This is a genomic window from Actinocrispum sp. NPDC049592, assembly GCF_040675465.1.
Taxonomy (GTDB): Bacteria; Actinomycetota; Actinomycetes; order Mycobacteriales; family Pseudonocardiaceae; genus Kibdelosporangium.
Window position 1 is genome coordinate 361,885 of record NZ_JBFAPA010000007.1, and the last position, 17,495, is coordinate 379,379.

Genomic DNA, 17,495 nt, shown 5'->3' on the forward strand with positions numbered 1-17,495 from the left:
GCGGTGCCGAGCGACTATCCGTGTGTCCCCCACATCCGCAACTTGTGCAGAAGTTGGACCGCCCGTCACGGGGTGATGGGAATCGCACCCCTGTGATCCCATCACCCGTGACGTGCGGAGTATTGCGGAAGGCCGCGCCAGCCCCCGACCGCCGCGACCTCCCGAGGAGTGCGACTACACACCGTCCTCGACTGTGCGCGCCGCGTAGGTTCCGTTGCGCCTCCAGAATTGTGACCGGCGTCACGACTGGGGGTGACTATGTGGCTTGTGTCACGGTTCTAACTGGCGTAGGCGCGGAGCTTCTCGGCCCGCTCGCCCTGCCGCAGCTTGGACATGACCTCGCGCTCGATCTGCCGCACGCGTTCACGGGACAGGCCGAACCGCTTGCCGATCTGGTCCAGCGTGCGCGGCTGACCGTCGTCGATTCCGTAGCGCAACCGGATCACGTGCTGTTCACGCTCATCCAGCGTCGCCAGGACCCGACGGAGGTCGTCCTGCAGCAGGCCGGAAATCACCGCACCCTCGGCGTCGGTCGCCTCGGAGTCCTCGATGAAGTCGCCCAGCGGGGCGTCCTCCTCGGCCCCCACCGGCATGTCCAGGCTGACCGGGTCACGGGCGTGGTCGAGCAGGTCGGCGACCTTGTTCGCGCTCAGTCCGGACTCCTTGGCGAGCTCGTCCGTCGTGGCCTCGCGCCCGAGCTGCTGGTGCAGGTCCCGCTTGATCCGGGCCAGCTTGTTCACCTGCTCGACCAGGTGAACGGGCAGCCGGATGGTGCGGCCCTGGTCGGCCATCCCCCGCGTGATGGCCTGGCGGATCCACCACGTCGCGTACGTGGAGAACTTGAAGCCCTTGGTGTAGTCGAACTTCTCCACCGCGCGGATCAACCCCAGGTTGCCCTCCTGGATCAGGTCGAGCAACGGCATCCCGCGGCCGGTGTAGCGCTTGGCCAATGACACGACCAGGCGCAGGTTCGCCTCCAGCAGGTGGTTCTTGGCCACGTGCCCGTCGGCGATGAGTGACTTCAGTTCGAGCTTGCGCTGCGGCGCGAGCTGAGGGCTCGTGTCCAGCATGTGCTGGGCGAACACCCCGGCCTCGATCCGCTTGGCGAGCTCGACCTCCTCAGCGGCCGTCAGCAGTGCCGTCTTGCCGATTCCGTTGAGGTAGACGCGGACCAGGTCCGCCGCCGGCCCCTGTGCGTCCAGATCCAGTTCCATGGTGACTTCAGGGACCTCGTGGTCCACAGCCTGCGGGACGGTCATCGGACTCCCTCCCCCTGTCTCGGGCTGGCAGTAGTCGCGTCGCACCCACGCGACCCACGGTCCCGCTGGGACCTCGTAGCCCGTTGGTTGGACACTTGGGAAAACGTGTCCGAGTCGAGATTCGTTCCCGCTTTCCCAACTTGATGACGTCACAACTCGAGACACGGTTGCGTGCCCAAGCCTGAGGTTTTCCTGAGAGACCGGGATGTCCGGTCACGCACTGTCCACAGTGTCCGCAGCTGAGAAGGTCCTCAGATTTCGACGAGCACCGTGAACGGGCCGTCATTGACGCTCGCGACTGACATCATCGCGCCGAATTCCCCGGTTTCCACATGTGCGCCGCGGCTGCGCAGGGCCGCTACGACGGCCTCGACGAGGGGCTCGGCCTGTTCCGGGCGAGCGGCGTGGATCCAAGAAGGGCGCCGACCCTTACGGGTTTCCCCGTAGAGGGTGAACTGGCTCACCACAAGCAGAGGCGCCCCGGCAGTCGCACACGACTCCTCATCCCTCAGAATCCGGAGTTCGTACAGTTTCCGTGCCATCAGATCCGCCTTTTCGGGCGTATCAGTTGTGTGAATACCGAGTAATACCAACAGCCCCGGTTCTTTGATCGCGCCGGTGACGCGACCGTCCACAGTCACACTCGCGCCAGTGACACGGGCGACTACTGCTCTCATACGGGTTCCAGCATGCCGTGGCGGACCAATTGGTCGACCAACGGCAGTGCGGCGACCACGAGCGCGTCGGTGGGAACACCATGAGCCGCGGCGAGCAAGTCCAACAGGTCGCCCAATGGGAGCAGACCGCGACATCCGGCGAGCAGAGCCCGGACAAGCTCGTCCACCTCGTGCTGCCAACCCGGCCCGTCCGTCCGGTGCAGGCGCCGCACGATGGGCTCCCACCCTTCGTCGCCCGGTCCGGAAACCTCCTCCAGCACAATGGAATCGGCCACTTTCAGCCGGGCGCTCAGCAAGGCGTCCGGAGACGAATGTGCGCGCAGCCAGTCGATCCGGTCCAGCCAGCCGGCCGCCTCCGGCCCAAGCGGATCGTCGAACGCGTGCCGCAGGTCCTCGCACACGATCCGGGGTTCGCCGTCGGTGCGCCGGATCGTGACGAACCCGAATCCGACGCCCAGCACCTTGTTCTCCGCGAACCAGTCCAGCCACGCGGACGCGCGCGCGGACCCCTCAGCGGAGCGCGGGTCGATGCCGGCGTCTTTCAGCCACGTCCCCACGTAGAGGTCCGGTTCGGCGATGTCACGTTGCACGAACCAGGCGTCCACGCCTCCGGGCAGCCACGAGGAAACTCGCTCGGTCCAGTCCTGTCCCGGAAGATGCAGCCACGACGCCAGCAATTGGCCCACGCCGCCGGGAGTCAGGTATTCCGGAAGCGCACCGACGACCAGAGCGCTCGCGTCGTCCCCGGCAAGTCCGGAATCGCGATAAACGTAGTCAACGCGCGACGGGCCGACCACGAACGGCGGGTTGCACACCACCTGGTCGAACCGGCGTCCGGCCACGGGGTCGAACCACGAACCGCGCACGGTCTCCACGTCGAGCCGGTTGATGTTGAACGTGGCCGAGGCGAGCGCGAGCGCACGAGCCGAAAGGTCGGTCGCGGTGATGTGCGAGGCGTGCCGGCTCGCGTGCAGCGCCTGCACGCCCGAGCCGGTTCCGAGGTCGAGGAGCTTTTCGGCCGGACGCCGAATTGTGGCCCTGGCCAGGCTCAACGAGGCGTGCCCGATGCCCAGGACGTGGTCCGCGGGCACCTCACTGCCGAGGTGGTCCGAGTCCAGATCGGCGAACACCCACCATGAGCCCTGGTCGTCTGCGTACGGCCGGACGTCCAGGCCCGCTCGCACCCGGTCGCCGTCGGAGTGGACCAGTCCGGTCGCGACGGACTGCGGCCACGGGAGGGCCATTCGCACTTCCCGTTCGGGCAGTTCGTCTCCGGTCAGGAACAGCCGGACGAGGGTGCCCAACGGGCCGCTGTCCCGTGCGGCGCGGCGCGCGGGTTCCGGTTCGCCACGGCCCAGCGCCGCGTGCGCTGATTCGCCTAGCAGGCGCAGCACGCCGTCGGCGTCGTAGCCGGCGCGCTCGAAGGCGTCCCTGAGTTCGGCGCAGAAATCCGGCGAGAGATCATCGGCCACGGCCGAATACTTCCATGGTCAGGGCATGCTGTCCTCTCGGGTTCGGCGTGAGAGGATGGACGAGTGGAGGTGGTTTCGTGAAGCGCCCGGAACAAGCAGGGCACGAGCGAGACGAAACCCCGGTTCTCATCACCGAGGCGGCGCCGTCGTTCGAAGAACAGCACGCGGCACGTAAGCGCAAGTACATCACCATGATGGCGATGCGCTTCCCGTGCATCGCGCTGGCACTGGTCTTTCACGACACGTGGTGGCTGGCACTGGGTTTCCTAGTGCTGTCAGTGCCGCTGCCGTGGGTGGCGGTCCTGATCGCCAACGACCGCCCGCCGCGGAAGGCCGAGAGGGTCAACCGGTACCGCACGCGGCAGGGCGAACCGTCGGCTCAGTTGATCGAACGGGCCAACCAGCAGGTCATCGAGGGGTAGCACCGACCGCGCTGACTGCTGTGGTGGCGGCGTTGATACCCGCACGCAACGCCGCGGCGGGCGGCTCGCCGTTGAGCCACGCCGTCAGCAGTCCGGCGTTGAACGCGTCGCCCGCGCCAGTTGAGTCCACGCAGGAAACTTGTTGCGCTGGTACGGAAATGTTCGTGTTCCGACTGAACCATGTTGCACCACTTGCTCCTGCGGTCGCCGCGATGGCTCCGACGTGATCCAACGGGTCGGCTGTGCTTTTCAGCACAGCGAGTTCGTCCGCGTTCGGCAGCAACAGGTCTACGCCCTGAACCCAGTCCAGGAACGCGGCAGGGTCCGTGATCAGACCGGCGGACTGCGGGTCCACGGAGGTCGTCAGACCCGCGTCCCTGGCAGCTGCCAATACGGCCAGACCGGTGTCGCGGCAGGCCGGGTTGAGCAGCACATAGCCGGAAAGGTGCAGGTGACGGGCATTTCGGAGCAGATCCGAAGTCAGGTCATCGGGGTGGAGGAACGCGCCCGCGCCGTGGTCGGGCAGCATCGTCCGTTCCCCTTCGGCGTCGACTATGACCACAACACAACAGGTCGGTGCGACTGGATCGACGGCCAACTCGCAACGCACACCCGCGGCCGTCAGCTCGTCGCGCACCTGACGGCCAGCTGAGTCGTCACCGATGCGCCCGACAAGAACCACGTCTGCGCCGAGTTTCGCGAGCCAGGTCGCGGTGTTCGCGCCCGCACCGCCCGTCGTGATCCTGATTCGCGACCTGGTGTCCCCGCCGTGCACGATCTGCCCTTCGGGCACGGCGATCACGTCGACGCCGGCATCCCCGACAACCAGGATGGTCATGTCTTCACCAGTTCGACGGCCACCTGAGCGGCCAGAGTGACGTTCGACACCACCAGTTCCTCGTTGGCGTCGAGGCTCAGCCCTTCGCTAGCGGTGTGGAAGTGCTCGAGCAGCACGGGTGTCACATCCCGGCCCTGTACGCCGCGCTCGCTCAACAGCCGCAAACCGTCGGCCAGCAGACGGTCGTGGATCTCGCGATCCATTTCGTGCTCAGCCGGAATCGGGTTCGTCAGCAGGACCCCGGAACGCCCGGGCAGGGCGCGGTGCGCGGCGACCACCGCGGCGGCCTGTTCGGGCGTATCGACCCGCCACGGCACCGAGAAGGCCGACTCACGGAGGTAGAACGACGGGAACGAGTCGGTGCGGTATCCCAGCACGGGGACCGAACGGGTCTCCAGGAGTTCCAGCGTCGCCTCGATGTCCAACACCGATTTCACGCCGGAACACACCACGACGACCGGTGTGGTCGCGAGCGCCTCCATGTCCGCCGACACGTCCCAGGACATCGACCGGCCGGGCAACGGCAGGTGCACGCCACCAAGACCGCCTGTGCCGAACACGCCGATACCCGCGACGTCAGCCAACGCCGACGTACTGGCAACAGTGGTGGCGCCGCTCTGGCCCATGGCGATCGCGGGGCCGAGATCACGGCGGGACAGTTTCACCAGCTCCGCGGCGGGATCACACACGCGGTCCAACTGGTCGGCGTTGAGCCCGACATGTGGCTGTCCGTCCAAGACGGCGATCGTGGCCGGCACCGCACCCGCGTCCCGCACGACCGCCTCAAGCCGGGCGGCGACCTTGCGGTTGCGTCCGGGTGGCAATCCATGCGAAAGCAGTGTGCTCTCAAGGGCCACGACGGCCTTGCCTTCGGCGACTGCTGTTCTTACTTCGTCAGCTACGGCGATGTCGGTCACGAACGGCCATCGTGCCAGGTCCACCGGGTCGGCGAGCCGCTGAAGTCGTCCTCAGTGAGCCCGAACACCCATCGAGGGGTGATCTCGAGGGTCGCGTTGGCTGCCGGATCGACGAGTTCCGGGCCGTAGCTCGTCTCGTACTTGGCGTTCACTGCATCGAGAAACCGCAGCAAGGAGGCGTTTTCAGTCTCGATCCGAACAGTGCCTTCGAGCACGACCGGGTTTAGCGCGTCCTCGGCGGCCACGGACACATCCGAGCCCGCCTGGATGTTGCGGACCTTCCGGGACTTCAGTCCGCTGGAGAACCAGAGAGTCCCCGGCGGCGTGTGGCCGGCCTCGCCCGTGGACTCGCCGTCGCGGTCTTGCCATACCGCCCACACGGGCATCAGGTGTGGCCGCCCGTCCGGCCATACCGAGGTCAGCCAGTAATTCCGCGAATTTCGCAAACGCTCCAGTGCCCAGGACCACGGCAGCAGCCCGCTGCCCTTGTCCGCGGGCAGCAGTCCATATCCGGGCATGTGCGGACGCCGCGCGGTCGGCTCGGGTCCGGCTGCCTGACTTGGTCCGGGGGAGTTCATGATTCAGTCGAAAATCGCCCTGGGCCTGGCCACTTCCCGCAGCCAGCCCTCGATCTGCTGCTCCCAGTTCGTCGCGCCCATCCGCGCGTATTCGAGCGGGAACGCGCCGATGAACGGCCGGCCCTGGGCGCCGCCGAGACCGCTGCCCTTGGCCACCCGCACACGCTTGTCCACGTCGAGGACCACCTGCATCCGCGACGAGCCCGCCAGGAACGTGACCGCCAGCTCGTTGAACACCGGCGCGAACGCCTGGCTCGGGCCGAACCGGATCTCCTGGTAGAAGGGCAGCTGCTGGTCCAGGCCGATGATCTTGTTCTTCTCCAGGCCGGCGCTGCGGAAGGTGAAACCGAGCCGGCTCAGCGCGTCGAGAATCCGGTGCTGTGCAGGCAACGGCTCGATCGACACCGCGTCGATGTCCTGCGGGTCCACCACGGATCCGGAGAGGTCCAGGTTGGTCTGCAGGCCGATCGCCATCCCGGTCAGGTGCTTGCCCAGGACCGTGGTGACCGGCGTTTCCCAGGGCAGCTGGATCTCGAACGGCACCGTGAGTTGCTGGCCGGCCTGTACGACGGCGTTGCTCGCCAGGTTCACGTTCTGGAACGGCATGTCCACCAGTTCGACCGTGCCCTGCTCGTCCGCCTGTTCGACACGGGACAGCAGGGTGATTCCCAGGCCGTCGACCTCTTGGTCGACCTGGCCACCGGCGAGCTGGACCTGACCGCGCAACGGGCCGCCTGGCCGGACGCTGCGGTCCAGCAATGTGGCGTCGACCTTGGCCCCACCCTGGCCGAAGCTGGCCAGCACCTTCTGGAACATGCGCCGCATCCTGCCAGGCGACCGTGGGATTCGGGCGGCTTTGATGCATCATTGGTGCCGTGAGTACGTCCACCCAGACTCTGCCTGACGTAGACACCAGGGACTCGACCGGCGAGGACACGCCGAAGATGTTCCACTACGTCCGGAAGGACAAGATCGCCGAGAGCGCCGTGATGGGCAACTTCGTTGTCGCCCTGTGCGGTGAGGTGTTCCCGGTGACCCGTGCGCCCAAACCGGGCTCTCCGGTCTGCCCGGAGTGCGAGCGGATCTTCAAGAACCTTCCTCCTCCCGGCAACTGACCGTCTCGACCTGTCGTTCGACGCTTGTGTGGAGAGGCGCCAACCTCTCCACACAGCTCGGACGGCTTCGCGTTCAGCCCGGAAATCTGCGCTGATCTGCGGATGAGTGCATTAGGACGGCGTGTCCGGCTTGGAAGCACCCTCAACGTCCGCCAAACCGACTGGGGCACGACGCGCGAAACCGGTTTGTTCGGATCCGCCCCGGAATCGGTCGTGACCTGGTGAGACTCGGATGTGACGAGCGGGTCGGCTGGACGGCACTGTGTCGGGTCGGATGGTCTGGCGTTGGCAAAGACTGCGGACCTGGCGCGTACTTGGGTGGGCGATCTAGCCTTCGACTCGGCCCGAGGCCGGGCTTCCGCCTTTTCGGGTTTCGCCCGGAATGACGCCGGGCTGTGGCGATGCGTGCTGCTGGGCCGCGTTGTGTTCGGACGCCGTCACGTCGGTGGTCAGATCCGGGCCCGTCGCGGTGGGCGCGCCCTTGTTCGTCCGGATCTGTTCGGCGACGCGCTCCATCTCCAGACGGCGCCAGCGGCGGCGTTGCCGGCGGGTCATCCGGGCAGGCCAGATCTCCTGGATCGCGGCGTTGAAGTGCGCACCGAGGACGATCGCGAACCCGATGAAGAACGTGAACAGCAGCAGCGCGATCGGCGTCGCGAGCGCGCCGTACGTGTAACCCGTCGTCGTGATCCACGAGATGTACAGGCGCAGCAGGCTGCTCGCGAGCATGAACACGACGACCGCCAGCACAGCGCCCGGGACGCCGCGATGCCACGGCAGTTTGCGGGGGAGCGCGAGCTTGTACAACGTCGTTACCGCGAGCAGCGCGAGGACGCCCAAGGTCGGGTAGTAGAGCAGGTTCACGTACATCGTGACCTGGCCCCGCCACGATCCCGGGAAGAAGTTCGGCAGGATGTCCGGGCCGAGCGCGAGCAGTGGCAGGCCGATGATCAGGCCGATCAGGCTGACGACGTACAGCAGCAGCGCGAAGATCCGCTGCCAGACCGGATTCCGCACGCTGTACTGGTCGTGTGCGGCCGTGATGGCATCCACGAACGAGGACATCGCCGACGAACCCGCCCACAGCGAGATCAGGAAGCCGATCGACACGACCTCGCCGCGTCCCGTGCGCAGGATGTCGTTCACGGTCGGCGAGATGATGTCCTTGACGACGTTGTCGCTGAAGATCGTGTGCGAGAAGCTGACGATCCGGTCGTGGACGGCGTCCAGGATCGCCGCGCCGAACCAGCCGGACACGTAGCCGAGGCTGCCCAGCAGTCCGAGCAGCAGCGGCGGCAGCGACAGGGTCTGCCAGAACGCCGCCTCGGCCGCCTCGGAGAAGATGCTGCCATCCCACGCTTTCTGGAGCGTGCGGGTGACGAGCCGCCGGGGTCGGCGGCGCGCTTGTGGCCCGTCAGCGGCGGGATGCTGGTCGCTCATATCACTGCCAAGCATGGTCCATGCGACGTGATATGGCTGACTCGACCCGCCCGGGCAACGCCGTCGGCGCCGCGCGCCGCCGCCGCGGACGGTAGGCTGCAGAGCGCCCTCACCGAGTGGATCCGCATCCAGCGGGCACACACCATGAGGGCATTCGTGTGCGAAAGGAGCCGAGAGTTTCGTGGTAGCGCCCGACTACGCACCCCCGGCTCAACCTGCCCCAAGTCCCAGCCAGCGGCCTCTGCGCGCGTGGCAGCGCCGGGCCATCACGAAGTACCTCGCGTCCGCGCCGAAAGACTTCCTGGCGGTGGCGACCCCGGGCGCCGGGAAAACGGTGTTCGGTCTCCGGCTGGCGGCCGAACTGCTGGCCGACCGCACGGTCGAGGCGGTCACCATCGTGACCCCGACCGAGCACCTCAAGCATCAGTGGGCGGCTTCGGCGAACTCGTTCGGAATCCCGATCGATCCCGAATTCCGCAACACCACCGGTTCGACCTCGAAGGACTACCGCGGCGTCGCCGTGACCTACGCACAGGTCGCCGCCCACCCGACGCTGCACCGGGTGCGGACGGAGAACCGCAAGACCCTGGTGCTCCTCGACGAGATCCACCACGGTGGTGACGCCAAAGCGTGGGGTGACGCGATCCGCGAGGCGTTCACCCCGGCCGTGCGGCGGATCATGCTCACCGGCACCCCGTTCCGCAGTGACGACTCGCCGATCCCGTTCGTCAGCTACGAGCCCGACGGCGGTGGTGCGATGCGCAGCGTCGCCGACCACACCTACGGGTACTCGGACGCGTTGCGCGATGGCGTGGTCCGACCGGTGATCTTCCTGGCGTACTCCGGTGAGGCGTCGTGGCGGACGAGCGCCGGGGAGGAGTTCACCGCCCGGCTGGGTGAGCCGCTGACCCAGGAACAGACCGCGCGCGCCTGGCGAACCGCCCTGGACCCGTCCGGCGAGTGGATGCCGTCCGTGCTCAGCGCCGCCGACATCCGGCTTCGCCAATTGCGTGAAAACGGTGTGCCGGACGCCGGTGGCCTGGTGATCGCGTCCGACCAGACCAGCGCCCGCGAGTACGCCAGGATCCTGCACAAGGTCTCCGGCGAGGAACCGACCCTCGTCCTGTCCGACGACCCGAAGGCGTCCGGGAATATCGCGAAATACTCGGAGTCCAACGACCGCTGGCTGGTCGCGGTCCGGATGGTGAGTGAAGGCGTCGACGTTCCGCGGCTCGCCGTCGGCGTGTACGCCACGAGCGCGTCGACCCCGTTGTTCTTCGCTCAGGCCGTCGGACGGTTCGTGCGTGCGCGGCGCGCAGGTGAGACCGCGAGCGTGTTCCTGCCGAGCGTGCCGGTTCTGCTCGAACTCGCCAGCCAGATGGAGGCGCAGCGCGACCACGTCCTGGGCAAGCCGCACAGGGAGAAGGACGGCTGGGACGACGAGCTGCTCGCGGCGGCCAACCGGACCGAGGACGAACCCGGCGAGGAGGAGAAGGCGTTCACCTCGCTCGGGGCGTCCGCCGAACTCGACCAGGTCATCTACGAGGGGTCCTCGTTCGGTACCGCGGCCGGCGTCGGGTCCGAGGAGGAACAGGAATACCTCGGCCTGCCTGGACTGCTCGAACCTGAGCAAGTCCGCACGCTCCTGCAGCAACGCCAGGAACGCCAGCTCGCGTCCCGCAGTGCCCGCCGGGCCGAGAAGCAGGAGCGCCCGCAGGCCGAGGCTCGCCCGTTGACGGTTCAGGAGCGGCTCAACGGTCTGCGCAAGGAGCTGAACACGCTGGTCGCGATGTTTCACCACCGCACCGGCAAGCCCCACGGCGTGATCCACGGCGACCTTCGGCGCCAGTGCGGAGGCCCGCCGACCGCGATGGCCTCGGCCGAACAGCTCGAGGAACGGATCGCCACCCTCCGCTCCTGGTGAGCGGCGAAATATCCTCGCCCGGGAGCCGGGAGCCGGGAGCCGGGAGCCGGGAGCCGGGAGCCGGGAGCCGGGAGCCGGGAGCCGGGAGCCGGGAGCCGGGAGCCGGGAGCCGGGAGCCGGGAGCCGCGAGCCGCGAGCCGCGAGCCGCGAGCCGCGAGCCGCGAGCCGCGAGCCGCGAGGTGGGCGGTGGGCGGTGGGCGGTGGCGGATCGGCGCCATGATCGGGTCAAAGTCGTGATGCGACGCGGGTTCACGCTCAGCGTGAACCCGCTGTTCAGGGCGTGTATTGCGATTGTGGCCGCCTCATGCGGGGGGACTGCGACGTGTGCGGGGCTCGTGGGGAGTACGAGCGAGGCTCGGAGTGCGGGCAAGCAGGGCGCGCTTATGGTCTTGAGGCTGGGGATCCGGGCTGAGGGCGAACTCAGGGTTCTGCGGGCGGGAGCCAGCGGCTGGAATTTGTTGACGGTGGCGGTCCAGCGGGCGGTCTGAACGTCGCGGTTTGGTCGCGGCAGCTCCTCCTGGGCGCTGTTACCCCTGGTCAGGGCATGTCGATAGTTTGTTGCGGCGTGGCACAACAAACCCGGGTGATCATCGGGCGGGTTGGCCGGAACTCAGTACCTACGTTCGGTTTGTTGGAGCCTGACCAGGCGTTTCGGTAGTTTGGGGCCGAGGAACGGGGGTCGGCAACAAATTCGTCACCCGTGCGGTCCAACGGGATCGCGGAATGCCGGTTGGACCGTCCCGTTCCCTCACCGCTCGTGACCAGGTCATCACTGTTCGATGAGTAGAAGCCCTTCGGTTACGCGGCCGTTGCCACTTCGTATCCCACCAAAGCGTCTGAATCGAATCAGTGTGCTTCCGGTCACTGGGGTGCCGGGCATATGTTGTGGCGCACAACTTTTTCGAGTCCCACTGGAAGGACGACGAATGCGTAGCAAGACCCTTGCCCTCGCCGCCGTGGGTGCGGGTGTCGCCCTCGCCCTCACGGCTTGCGGGGCCAACTCAGCGAACCCGCCGGCATCATCTGGCACTAGCAGCGCCTCGACTGGCGGGAGTAGCGCCGGTGGCGGCACCAAGGTTGGCGTCATCCTGCCGGAGACCGCCACCTCGGCCCGGTGGGAGGGCTTCGACAAGCCGATGATCCAGGAGGCCATGAAGGCCCAAGGACTCGACGCCGATGTGCAGAACGCCCAGGGTGACGTCACCAAGTTCACCACCCTCGCCGACGGCATGATCACCCAGGGCGTCAAGGTCCTGGTCATCGCCTCGATCAACAGCGAGGTCGGCAAGACGGTCGCCACCAAGGCCGCCGCCGCCGGTATCCCGACGATCGACTACGACCGCCTCAACCTCGGCGGCAGCTCCAAGTACTACGTCTCCTTCGACAACACGAAGGTCGGCGAGCTGCAGGGCCAGGCCTTGGCCGACGCGCTGAAGGGCAAGCAGGGCGCCCAGGTCATCGAGATCGAGGGTGCGCCGACGGACAACAACGCGACGCTGTTCTACAACGGCCAGCAGAAGATCCTGAAGCCGCTGTACGACGCCGGCACGCTGAAGCTGGTCAAGTCGCAGGCGATCGACGGCTGGGACAACCAGAAGGGTGGCAACACCTTCGAGCAGTTCCTGACCCAGAACGGCGGCAAGGTCGACGGCGTCGTGGCCGCCAACGACGGTCTGGCCGGTGCGGTCATCACCGTGCTGAAGAAGAACGGCCTGAAGGTCCCGGTCACCGGCCAGGACGCCACTGCGGCGGGCCTGCAGGCGGTGCTGCGCGGCGACCAGTACATGACTGTCTTCAAGCCGATCAAGCAGGAGGCCGAGGCGGCCGCCAAGCTGGCCGCGGCGCTGGCCAAGGGCGACACCGCGGGTGCCGACAAGATCGCCACCCAGAAGGAGAAGGACCCGACCGGCAACCGTGATGTCCCGTCGGTCCTGCTGACCCCGCAGTCCATCACCAAGGACAACGTCAAGGTGGTCATCGACCAGAAGTACGTGACCGCGGCCGAGGTCTGCACCGGTGACGTGGCGCCGCTCTGCCAGGCAGCCGGTATCTCCTAGTTCCCCCATCTCCGGGGTGGGTGCCTGCCCCCGACTGGCACCCGCCCCGGTTCCATCACGGAGTACAGACATGAGTGATCCGATCCTCGAGATCAAGGGTCTCAACAAGAGCTTCGGCCCGGTCCACGTCCTGCACGACGTGGATTTCACTGTGCGTGCGGGCGAGGTCACCGCGCTCGTCGGTGACAACGGCGCCGGAAAGTCCACTTTGGTCAAGTGCGTCGCCGGGATCTACGGTCACGACTCGGGAACCGTCACGTTCCAGGGCCAGGAAGTGCACATCCGGGGCCCGAAGGACGCCGCCGCGCTGGGTATCGAGGTCGTCTACCAGGACCTCGCGCTGGCGGACAACCTGGACATCGTGCAGAACATGTTCCTCGGCCGGGAGCGCGGCTCGCAGTGGCTGCTGGACGAGGCGAGCATGGAGAAGGCGGCGCGCGAAACCCTGGCCTCCCTTTCCGTCCGCACCGTGAAGTCGGTGCGCACGCCGGTCGCCTCGCTGTCCGGTGGGCAGCGGCAGACCGTCGCCATCGCCAAGGCCGTGCTGTGGAACAGCAAGGTCGTGCTGCTCGACGAGCCGACCGCCGCGCTGGGCGTCGCGCAGACCCGCCAGGTGCTCGACCTGGTCCGCCGGCTGGCCGAGCAGGGCCTGGGGGTCGTGCTGATCAGCCACAACATGGCGGACGTCTTCGAGGTCGCCGACCGGATCGCCACGCTCTACCTGGGGCGCATGGTGGCCCAGGTGCCGACCAAGGAAGTGACCAACACCCAGGTGGTCGAGCTGATCACCGCCGGACGGTCCGGTGAGCTGGGCCTCGCCCGTCCCGACACCGTGACCATCTGACGACCACCTGAGACATGGACTGGACCTCGCATGACTGAAAAGCCTTCCGCCACCGGAACGCACGCAGCGCCGGAGGAGGCCAAGCGCGCCGGTGCGATCTCGGACTTCGGCATCGACACCACCTCGAAGACCACCGGCGAAGCCATCAGCGACTACTTCGCCCGGGTGCGCGGCGGTGAGCTCGGCTCCCTGCCCGCCCTCGCCGGCCTGATCGTGCTGGTGATCTACTTCGCGACGCAGTCGGATGTGTTCCTCTCGCTGCGCAACATCTCCAACCTGTTCGCGCAGGGCGCGGGCGTCGTGATCATCGCGATGGGCCTGGTTTTCGTCCTGCTGCTCGGTGAGATCGACCTGTCGGCCGGTACCGCCTCCGGTGTGACCGCGGCCGTGATGGCCCTGCATCTGGTCAAGCACGGGAACCTGCTCGGTGGAATGCCGGGCTCGCTGTTCTACGTGTTCTGCGGGCTGCTCGTGGTCGCCGCCGCGCTGGCCGCGCTGATGCGGATCTGGATTGGTACCGCCCTCTCGCTCGTGGCATTGATCATCGCGCTGTCCGGAGCGGGCGCGAACCCGTGGCTGGAGATGCTGCTGGCGCTGTGTGTGGGTACCGCGATCGGGTCGCTCACCGGCTTCCTCGTCGCCAAGATCGGGATGCCTTCGTTCGTCGTGACCCTGGCGCTGTTCATCACCTGGCAGGGCGTCATCCTCAAGCTCATCGGCCAGGGCGGCACGCTGCCCATCAGCTCCGAGTCGCCGGTGCTCAACGACGTCGCGAACGGCAACCTCACCGTCGTCGGCAGCTGGATCATGTGCGTGATAGTCGTCGGCGGGTACGCGGCCGTCACGCTGGGCCAGCACTTCAGCCGGCTCAACCGCGGCCTGGTGACCCAGCCGACCCCGATCGTGCTGGTCAAGGCGCTGGCCATCGCGGTGCTCGGCATCGTCGGCACCTACTTGCTGACCATCAACCGGGCAGCCACGAATGTCATCGTCATCCAGGGCATCCCGTTCGTCGTGCCGATCGTCCTCGGCCTGATGGTCATCGGGATGTACGTGCTCAACCGCACTCGCTATGGGCGCCACATCTACGCGGTCGGCGGCAACGCCGAAGCCGCCCGCCGTGCCGGTATCAACGTGCCGAAGATCCGGGCCAGCGTGTTCGTGGTCTCCTCGTCGATGGCGGCGCTGGGCGCGATCGTGTACTCATCCAAGGTCGGTTCGGTCGACCCGCAGGCCGGTGGCCTGAACACGCTGCTGTTCGCGGTGGGTTCGGCGGTCATCGGTGGCACGTCGCTGTTCGGTGGCAAGGGCAAGATCACCGACGCGGTGATCGGTGGCACCGTGATCGCGGTCGTGCAGAACGGCCTCGGCCTGCTCAACTACGGTGCCGCCGAGGTCAACATCATCACCGGCATCGTGCTCCTGATCGCGGCCTCGGTGGACGCGTTGTCGCGCCGTCGGGCGGCGGCCGCCAAGTCCTGATCGCCGTGACGACTTCGCCGATCGCGGGGGCCCGGCCCGACGAGGTTCGCAGGCACAACCGAACCGCACTGCTGCGGCGCCTGCACATCGACGGGCCGTGCACCCGCGCGGCGCTCACCACGGAGCTGGGGCTCAACCGCAGCACGATCAAGGCACTGGTGGACGGCCTGGCCGAGGCCGGTGTCGTCGAGGAACGGGTGCCGCTGCAGCGCAGCGGCGCCGGCCGTCCCTCCCTGCTGGTCCTTCCGCAGCCACACGCGGCGGTGGTGCTCGCGATCGACATCCGTGTCGAAGGCGTCGCCATCGCCCTGGTGGGGCTCGGCGGGCAGATTCTTGGCCGCAACAGCTGGAACCTCTACGGCCGCAGCAGCCAGCCGGACGAGGTGGTCACCCACGTCGTGGAGTCCACGCGGTGGCTGGTCGGCGAGCTCTCGGTCGAGACCGCCGCGGTCGGGGTCTCCGTGCCGGGTGTCGTTCGCCGTTCGGACGGACTTGTCCATGAAGCGCCCAACCTGCACTGGACCGACGTGCCGCTGGGGGAGTGGCTGTCCACCGGGCTGGGGATGCCGGTGCGACTCGGCAATGACGCCGAACTCGGCGCTCTAGCCGAACACGTACGAGGTGCGGCACGAGGTGCGGCGGACGCGGTTTACGTGTCCGCCGACGTCGGTGTGGGTGGCGGTGTGATCTCGTCGAGTTCGCTGCTGCGCGGCACGAGCGGGTATTTCGGCGAAATCGGGCACATGGTCGTCAAGCCAGGCGGGCGGCCTTGCTACTGCGGCAGCCACGGCTGCTGGGAGACCGAGATCGGTGAGGCGGCACTCTGCCGTTCGCTCGAACTGCCCGAGGGGTCGCCGCGTGGCGCGATAGTGGCGGCTCTGAAGGAACTGGCCGCGCATTCCTCGCTGGCTCGCGAGCAGCTCGCCGAGTTCGTGGACTGGCTGGCACTGGGGCTCGTGAACGTGGTGAACATGCTGGGGCCGGAACTCGTGGTCCTGGGCGATCTGTTCACGTCGCTGCCCGCCGCGCTGATCGCGGATGTCGGCCGTGAGGTCCGGACCCGGAGCCTGGTCAGCCGCGCTGTCGGCGGAACCCGGATCGTGCCGTCCGTGCTCGGCGGTGACGCCAAGCTCATCGGTGCCGCCGAACTCGCCTTTGAACCCGTCCTCGGCACCATGTGAGTGCCTCAGACCTTGTTCACACTCAACCTGAAACCGTCGATGACCTGCGCAAACTAAGATCGTCATTGTCTGAGCGCGGAATCGAGGGCGTGATCTGAGAGTCTCTGGTATGTGCGTGCCGGAACGATGTTCGGATCGGCCACCCCAGCGGGAGATCCAGGCCGCCTGCACAGACCCGAACGGTGACTCAGACGCGTTGCCACCGCGTTGCCCGCGCGGTGCGCCGCAACCGGTCCGAACTCGGGGCGGGATGTGTTCGAGCACCTGAGCCGAGTCCGGAGCTGTCCGTCCGCAAACCACACGGGGTGGCGCTGTGGTCTCATGCTCGACCGGCTGAGGCTGTATGTGGAGATCGGGTGGTTCGGTTCTCGCCTGGACGGCGTCTGCGGCGCAGAAAGTCGACATGTGTGGCGGAACTTTCTGACACCGGTGTGCAGGACTCTCAGCAATGTGACTATACGGACAATTCGCGTATCCGTATTCGGCATGAACGCGAATCGGCTTGAGATGATGGCTTTGTGGGCGACAGTTGGGTCGCACTTGGACGTTGGCGGCCTTGATGGCGCGGTACGGCTGGTTCGGGGCCAGTTGGACCCGGATACAGCAGGGGCGGGAACTCCTTGCGAAGTCCCCGCCCGCAGAACGTATGGCTGGTGATCTCAGCCCTTCTGCAGCTCTGCCTCCAACTCCTTCAGGCGCGCCTCGTGCTCGCGCGCGTGGTGACCGCAGAACAGCAGTTCTCCTCCTGAGGGCAGGATCGCGCGGACCTGTGCGGCTGCCCCGCAGCGGTCACAGCGATCGGCGGCTGTCAGTTCGGGGCGGGTGAGCGTGGTGTTCATGGTAAATCTCCCTCCGTCCCGGCACCGGAATCGGTGCCCTCGTCAGGCTGCGATCACTTGGTAGCCGCAGAGACTGCCCGGCGGTTACCCGATGTTCGCTCCCTCTACTCTTGCAGACGTTTCGGCGATCGTCAGTGTTCCCGCGCCCGAGAGAGACACCCGTAACAATTGTTTAGCCCGGTTGCCGTAGTGACCGTCTCGCTATGCAAGATCTTGTGGCGCTTTGCTTGGGCGCCATGGTAAGGCCACGCAACGTGCTCGCCCTGCTCCTCTTCGTGATGGGCGGCCTGTCGATGTGCCTCGGCGCGGCGCTGGCAGTGGTTCTCTTCACCCAGCTCAGCCCGGTATCGGTGGCATGGCTCCGGATCTAGGGCGCTGCGGTGGTTCTGGTCGCCTGGCGACGGGCCTTGCCGGGTGCCGTCGCGGGCCGCCGGACGGTGTTGCTCGCCG

General features: G+C 67.2%; 17 protein-coding genes. 8 read left to right on the top strand and 9 right to left on the bottom strand.

Going from position 1 to position 17,495, the window contains the following annotated elements:
* Positions 1-278 precede the first annotated feature (278 nt).
* The 3 genes from AB0J95_RS20610 to AB0J95_RS20620 all read right to left on the bottom strand — a co-directional run bounded on the left by AB0J95_RS20610 (position 279) and on the right by AB0J95_RS20620 (position 3,408).
* Positions 279-1,259 (bottom strand): sigma-70 family RNA polymerase sigma factor, encoded by a 981-nt coding sequence (locus tag AB0J95_RS20610; protein ID WP_364759744.1) that lies wholly within the window; start codon positions 1,257-1,259, stop codon positions 279-281.
* Positions 1,260-1,510: 251 nt separating this feature from the next.
* Positions 1,511-1,936 carry a D-aminoacyl-tRNA deacylase gene (gene dtd, locus AB0J95_RS20615; RefSeq protein WP_364759747.1) on the bottom strand — a complete coding sequence of 142 codons (426 nt, stop codon included), beginning with the start codon at positions 1,934-1,936 and terminating at the stop codon, positions 1,511-1,513.
* Entirely contained in the window at positions 1,933-3,408 is a 1,476-nt protein-coding gene (locus AB0J95_RS20620) for a methyltransferase (protein ID WP_364759750.1), read from the bottom strand. Before AB0J95_RS20620 ends, dtd begins: the two co-directional genes overlap by 4 nt.
* A 77-nt stretch (positions 3,409-3,485) precedes the next feature.
* Between AB0J95_RS20620 and AB0J95_RS20625 the strand changes: the two genes are divergently transcribed.
* Positions 3,486-3,830 (top strand): DUF3099 domain-containing protein, encoded by a 345-nt coding sequence (locus AB0J95_RS20625; protein WP_364759753.1) that lies wholly within the window; start codon positions 3,486-3,488, stop codon positions 3,828-3,830.
* On the opposite strand, the gene AB0J95_RS20630 is transcribed toward AB0J95_RS20625, so the two are convergent.
* From AB0J95_RS20630 to AB0J95_RS20645, 4 genes are all read right to left on the bottom strand, one after another.
* Entirely contained in the window at positions 3,817-4,668 is an 852-nt protein-coding gene (locus tag AB0J95_RS20630) for a sugar kinase (protein WP_364759756.1), read from the bottom strand. The two genes, AB0J95_RS20625 and AB0J95_RS20630, sit on opposite strands and share 14 nt — an antisense overlap.
* A complete protein-coding gene (locus AB0J95_RS20635) occupies positions 4,665-5,585 on the bottom strand; it encodes a pseudouridine-5'-phosphate glycosidase (protein ID WP_364759759.1) in 921 nt (306 codons plus the stop codon). The genes AB0J95_RS20630 and AB0J95_RS20635 overlap by 4 nt, the downstream gene beginning before the upstream one ends.
* Positions 5,582-6,103 (bottom strand): pyridoxamine 5'-phosphate oxidase family protein, encoded by a 522-nt coding sequence (locus AB0J95_RS20640; protein WP_364759761.1) that lies wholly within the window; start codon positions 6,101-6,103, stop codon positions 5,582-5,584. The genes AB0J95_RS20635 and AB0J95_RS20640 overlap by 4 nt, the downstream gene beginning before the upstream one ends.
* 63 nt (positions 6,104-6,166) lie before the next feature.
* Positions 6,167-6,979, bottom strand: a complete 813-nt coding sequence (locus AB0J95_RS20645) for a sporulation protein (protein ID WP_364759764.1) — start codon at positions 6,977-6,979, stop codon at positions 6,167-6,169.
* Between the two features lie 59 nt (positions 6,980-7,038).
* Between AB0J95_RS20645 and AB0J95_RS20650 the strand changes: the two genes are divergently transcribed.
* Positions 7,039-7,278 carry a DUF3039 domain-containing protein gene (locus AB0J95_RS20650; protein ID WP_364759767.1) on the top strand — a complete coding sequence of 80 codons (240 nt, stop codon included), beginning with the start codon at positions 7,039-7,041 and terminating at the stop codon, positions 7,276-7,278.
* A gap of 327 nt (positions 7,279-7,605) precedes the next feature.
* Here AB0J95_RS20650 and AB0J95_RS20655 read toward each other — a convergent pair whose 3' ends face one another.
* Positions 7,606-8,718, bottom strand: a complete 1,113-nt coding sequence (locus tag AB0J95_RS20655; protein WP_364759770.1) for a YihY/virulence factor BrkB family protein — start codon at positions 8,716-8,718, stop codon at positions 7,606-7,608.
* Between the two features lie 181 nt (positions 8,719-8,899).
* Here AB0J95_RS20655 and AB0J95_RS20660 point away from each other — a divergent pair, with 181 nt between their 5' ends.
* From AB0J95_RS20660 to AB0J95_RS20680, 5 genes are all read left to right on the top strand, one after another.
* The gene (locus tag AB0J95_RS20660) at positions 8,900-10,642 is read left to right on the top strand and encodes a DEAD/DEAH box helicase (protein WP_364759772.1); all 1,743 of its coding nucleotides are present in this window, start codon (positions 8,900-8,902) and stop codon (positions 10,640-10,642) included.
* A gap of 926 nt (positions 10,643-11,568) precedes the next feature.
* Entirely contained in the window at positions 11,569-12,699 is a 1,131-nt protein-coding gene (locus tag AB0J95_RS20665) for a substrate-binding domain-containing protein (protein WP_364759775.1), read from the top strand.
* Between the two features lie 70 nt (positions 12,700-12,769).
* Positions 12,770-13,543: an ATP-binding cassette domain-containing protein gene (locus AB0J95_RS20670; protein ID WP_364759778.1), complete on the top strand. Its 774-nt coding sequence runs from the start codon at positions 12,770-12,772 to the stop codon at positions 13,541-13,543.
* Positions 13,544-13,573: 30 nt separating this feature from the next.
* A complete protein-coding gene (locus tag AB0J95_RS20675; protein ID WP_364759781.1) occupies positions 13,574-15,025 on the top strand; it encodes an ABC transporter permease in 1,452 nt (483 codons plus the stop codon).
* Between the two features lie 5 nt (positions 15,026-15,030).
* On the top strand, positions 15,031-16,206 hold the full coding sequence (locus tag AB0J95_RS20680; protein WP_364759784.1) for an ROK family protein: 1,176 nt from the start codon (positions 15,031-15,033) through the stop codon (positions 16,204-16,206).
* A 659-nt stretch (positions 16,207-16,865) separates the two neighbouring features.
* On the opposite strand, the gene AB0J95_RS20685 is transcribed toward AB0J95_RS20680, so the two are convergent.
* Positions 16,866-17,045: a hypothetical protein gene (locus tag AB0J95_RS20685; protein ID WP_033391384.1), complete on the bottom strand. Its 180-nt coding sequence runs from the start codon at positions 17,043-17,045 to the stop codon at positions 16,866-16,868.
* 236 nt (positions 17,046-17,281) lie between these two features.
* Here AB0J95_RS20685 and AB0J95_RS20690 point away from each other — a divergent pair, with 236 nt between their 5' ends.
* The gene (locus AB0J95_RS20690) at positions 17,282-17,416 is read left to right on the top strand and encodes a hypothetical protein (protein WP_364759788.1); all 135 of its coding nucleotides are present in this window, start codon (positions 17,282-17,284) and stop codon (positions 17,414-17,416) included.
* Positions 17,417-17,495 lie beyond the last annotated feature (79 nt).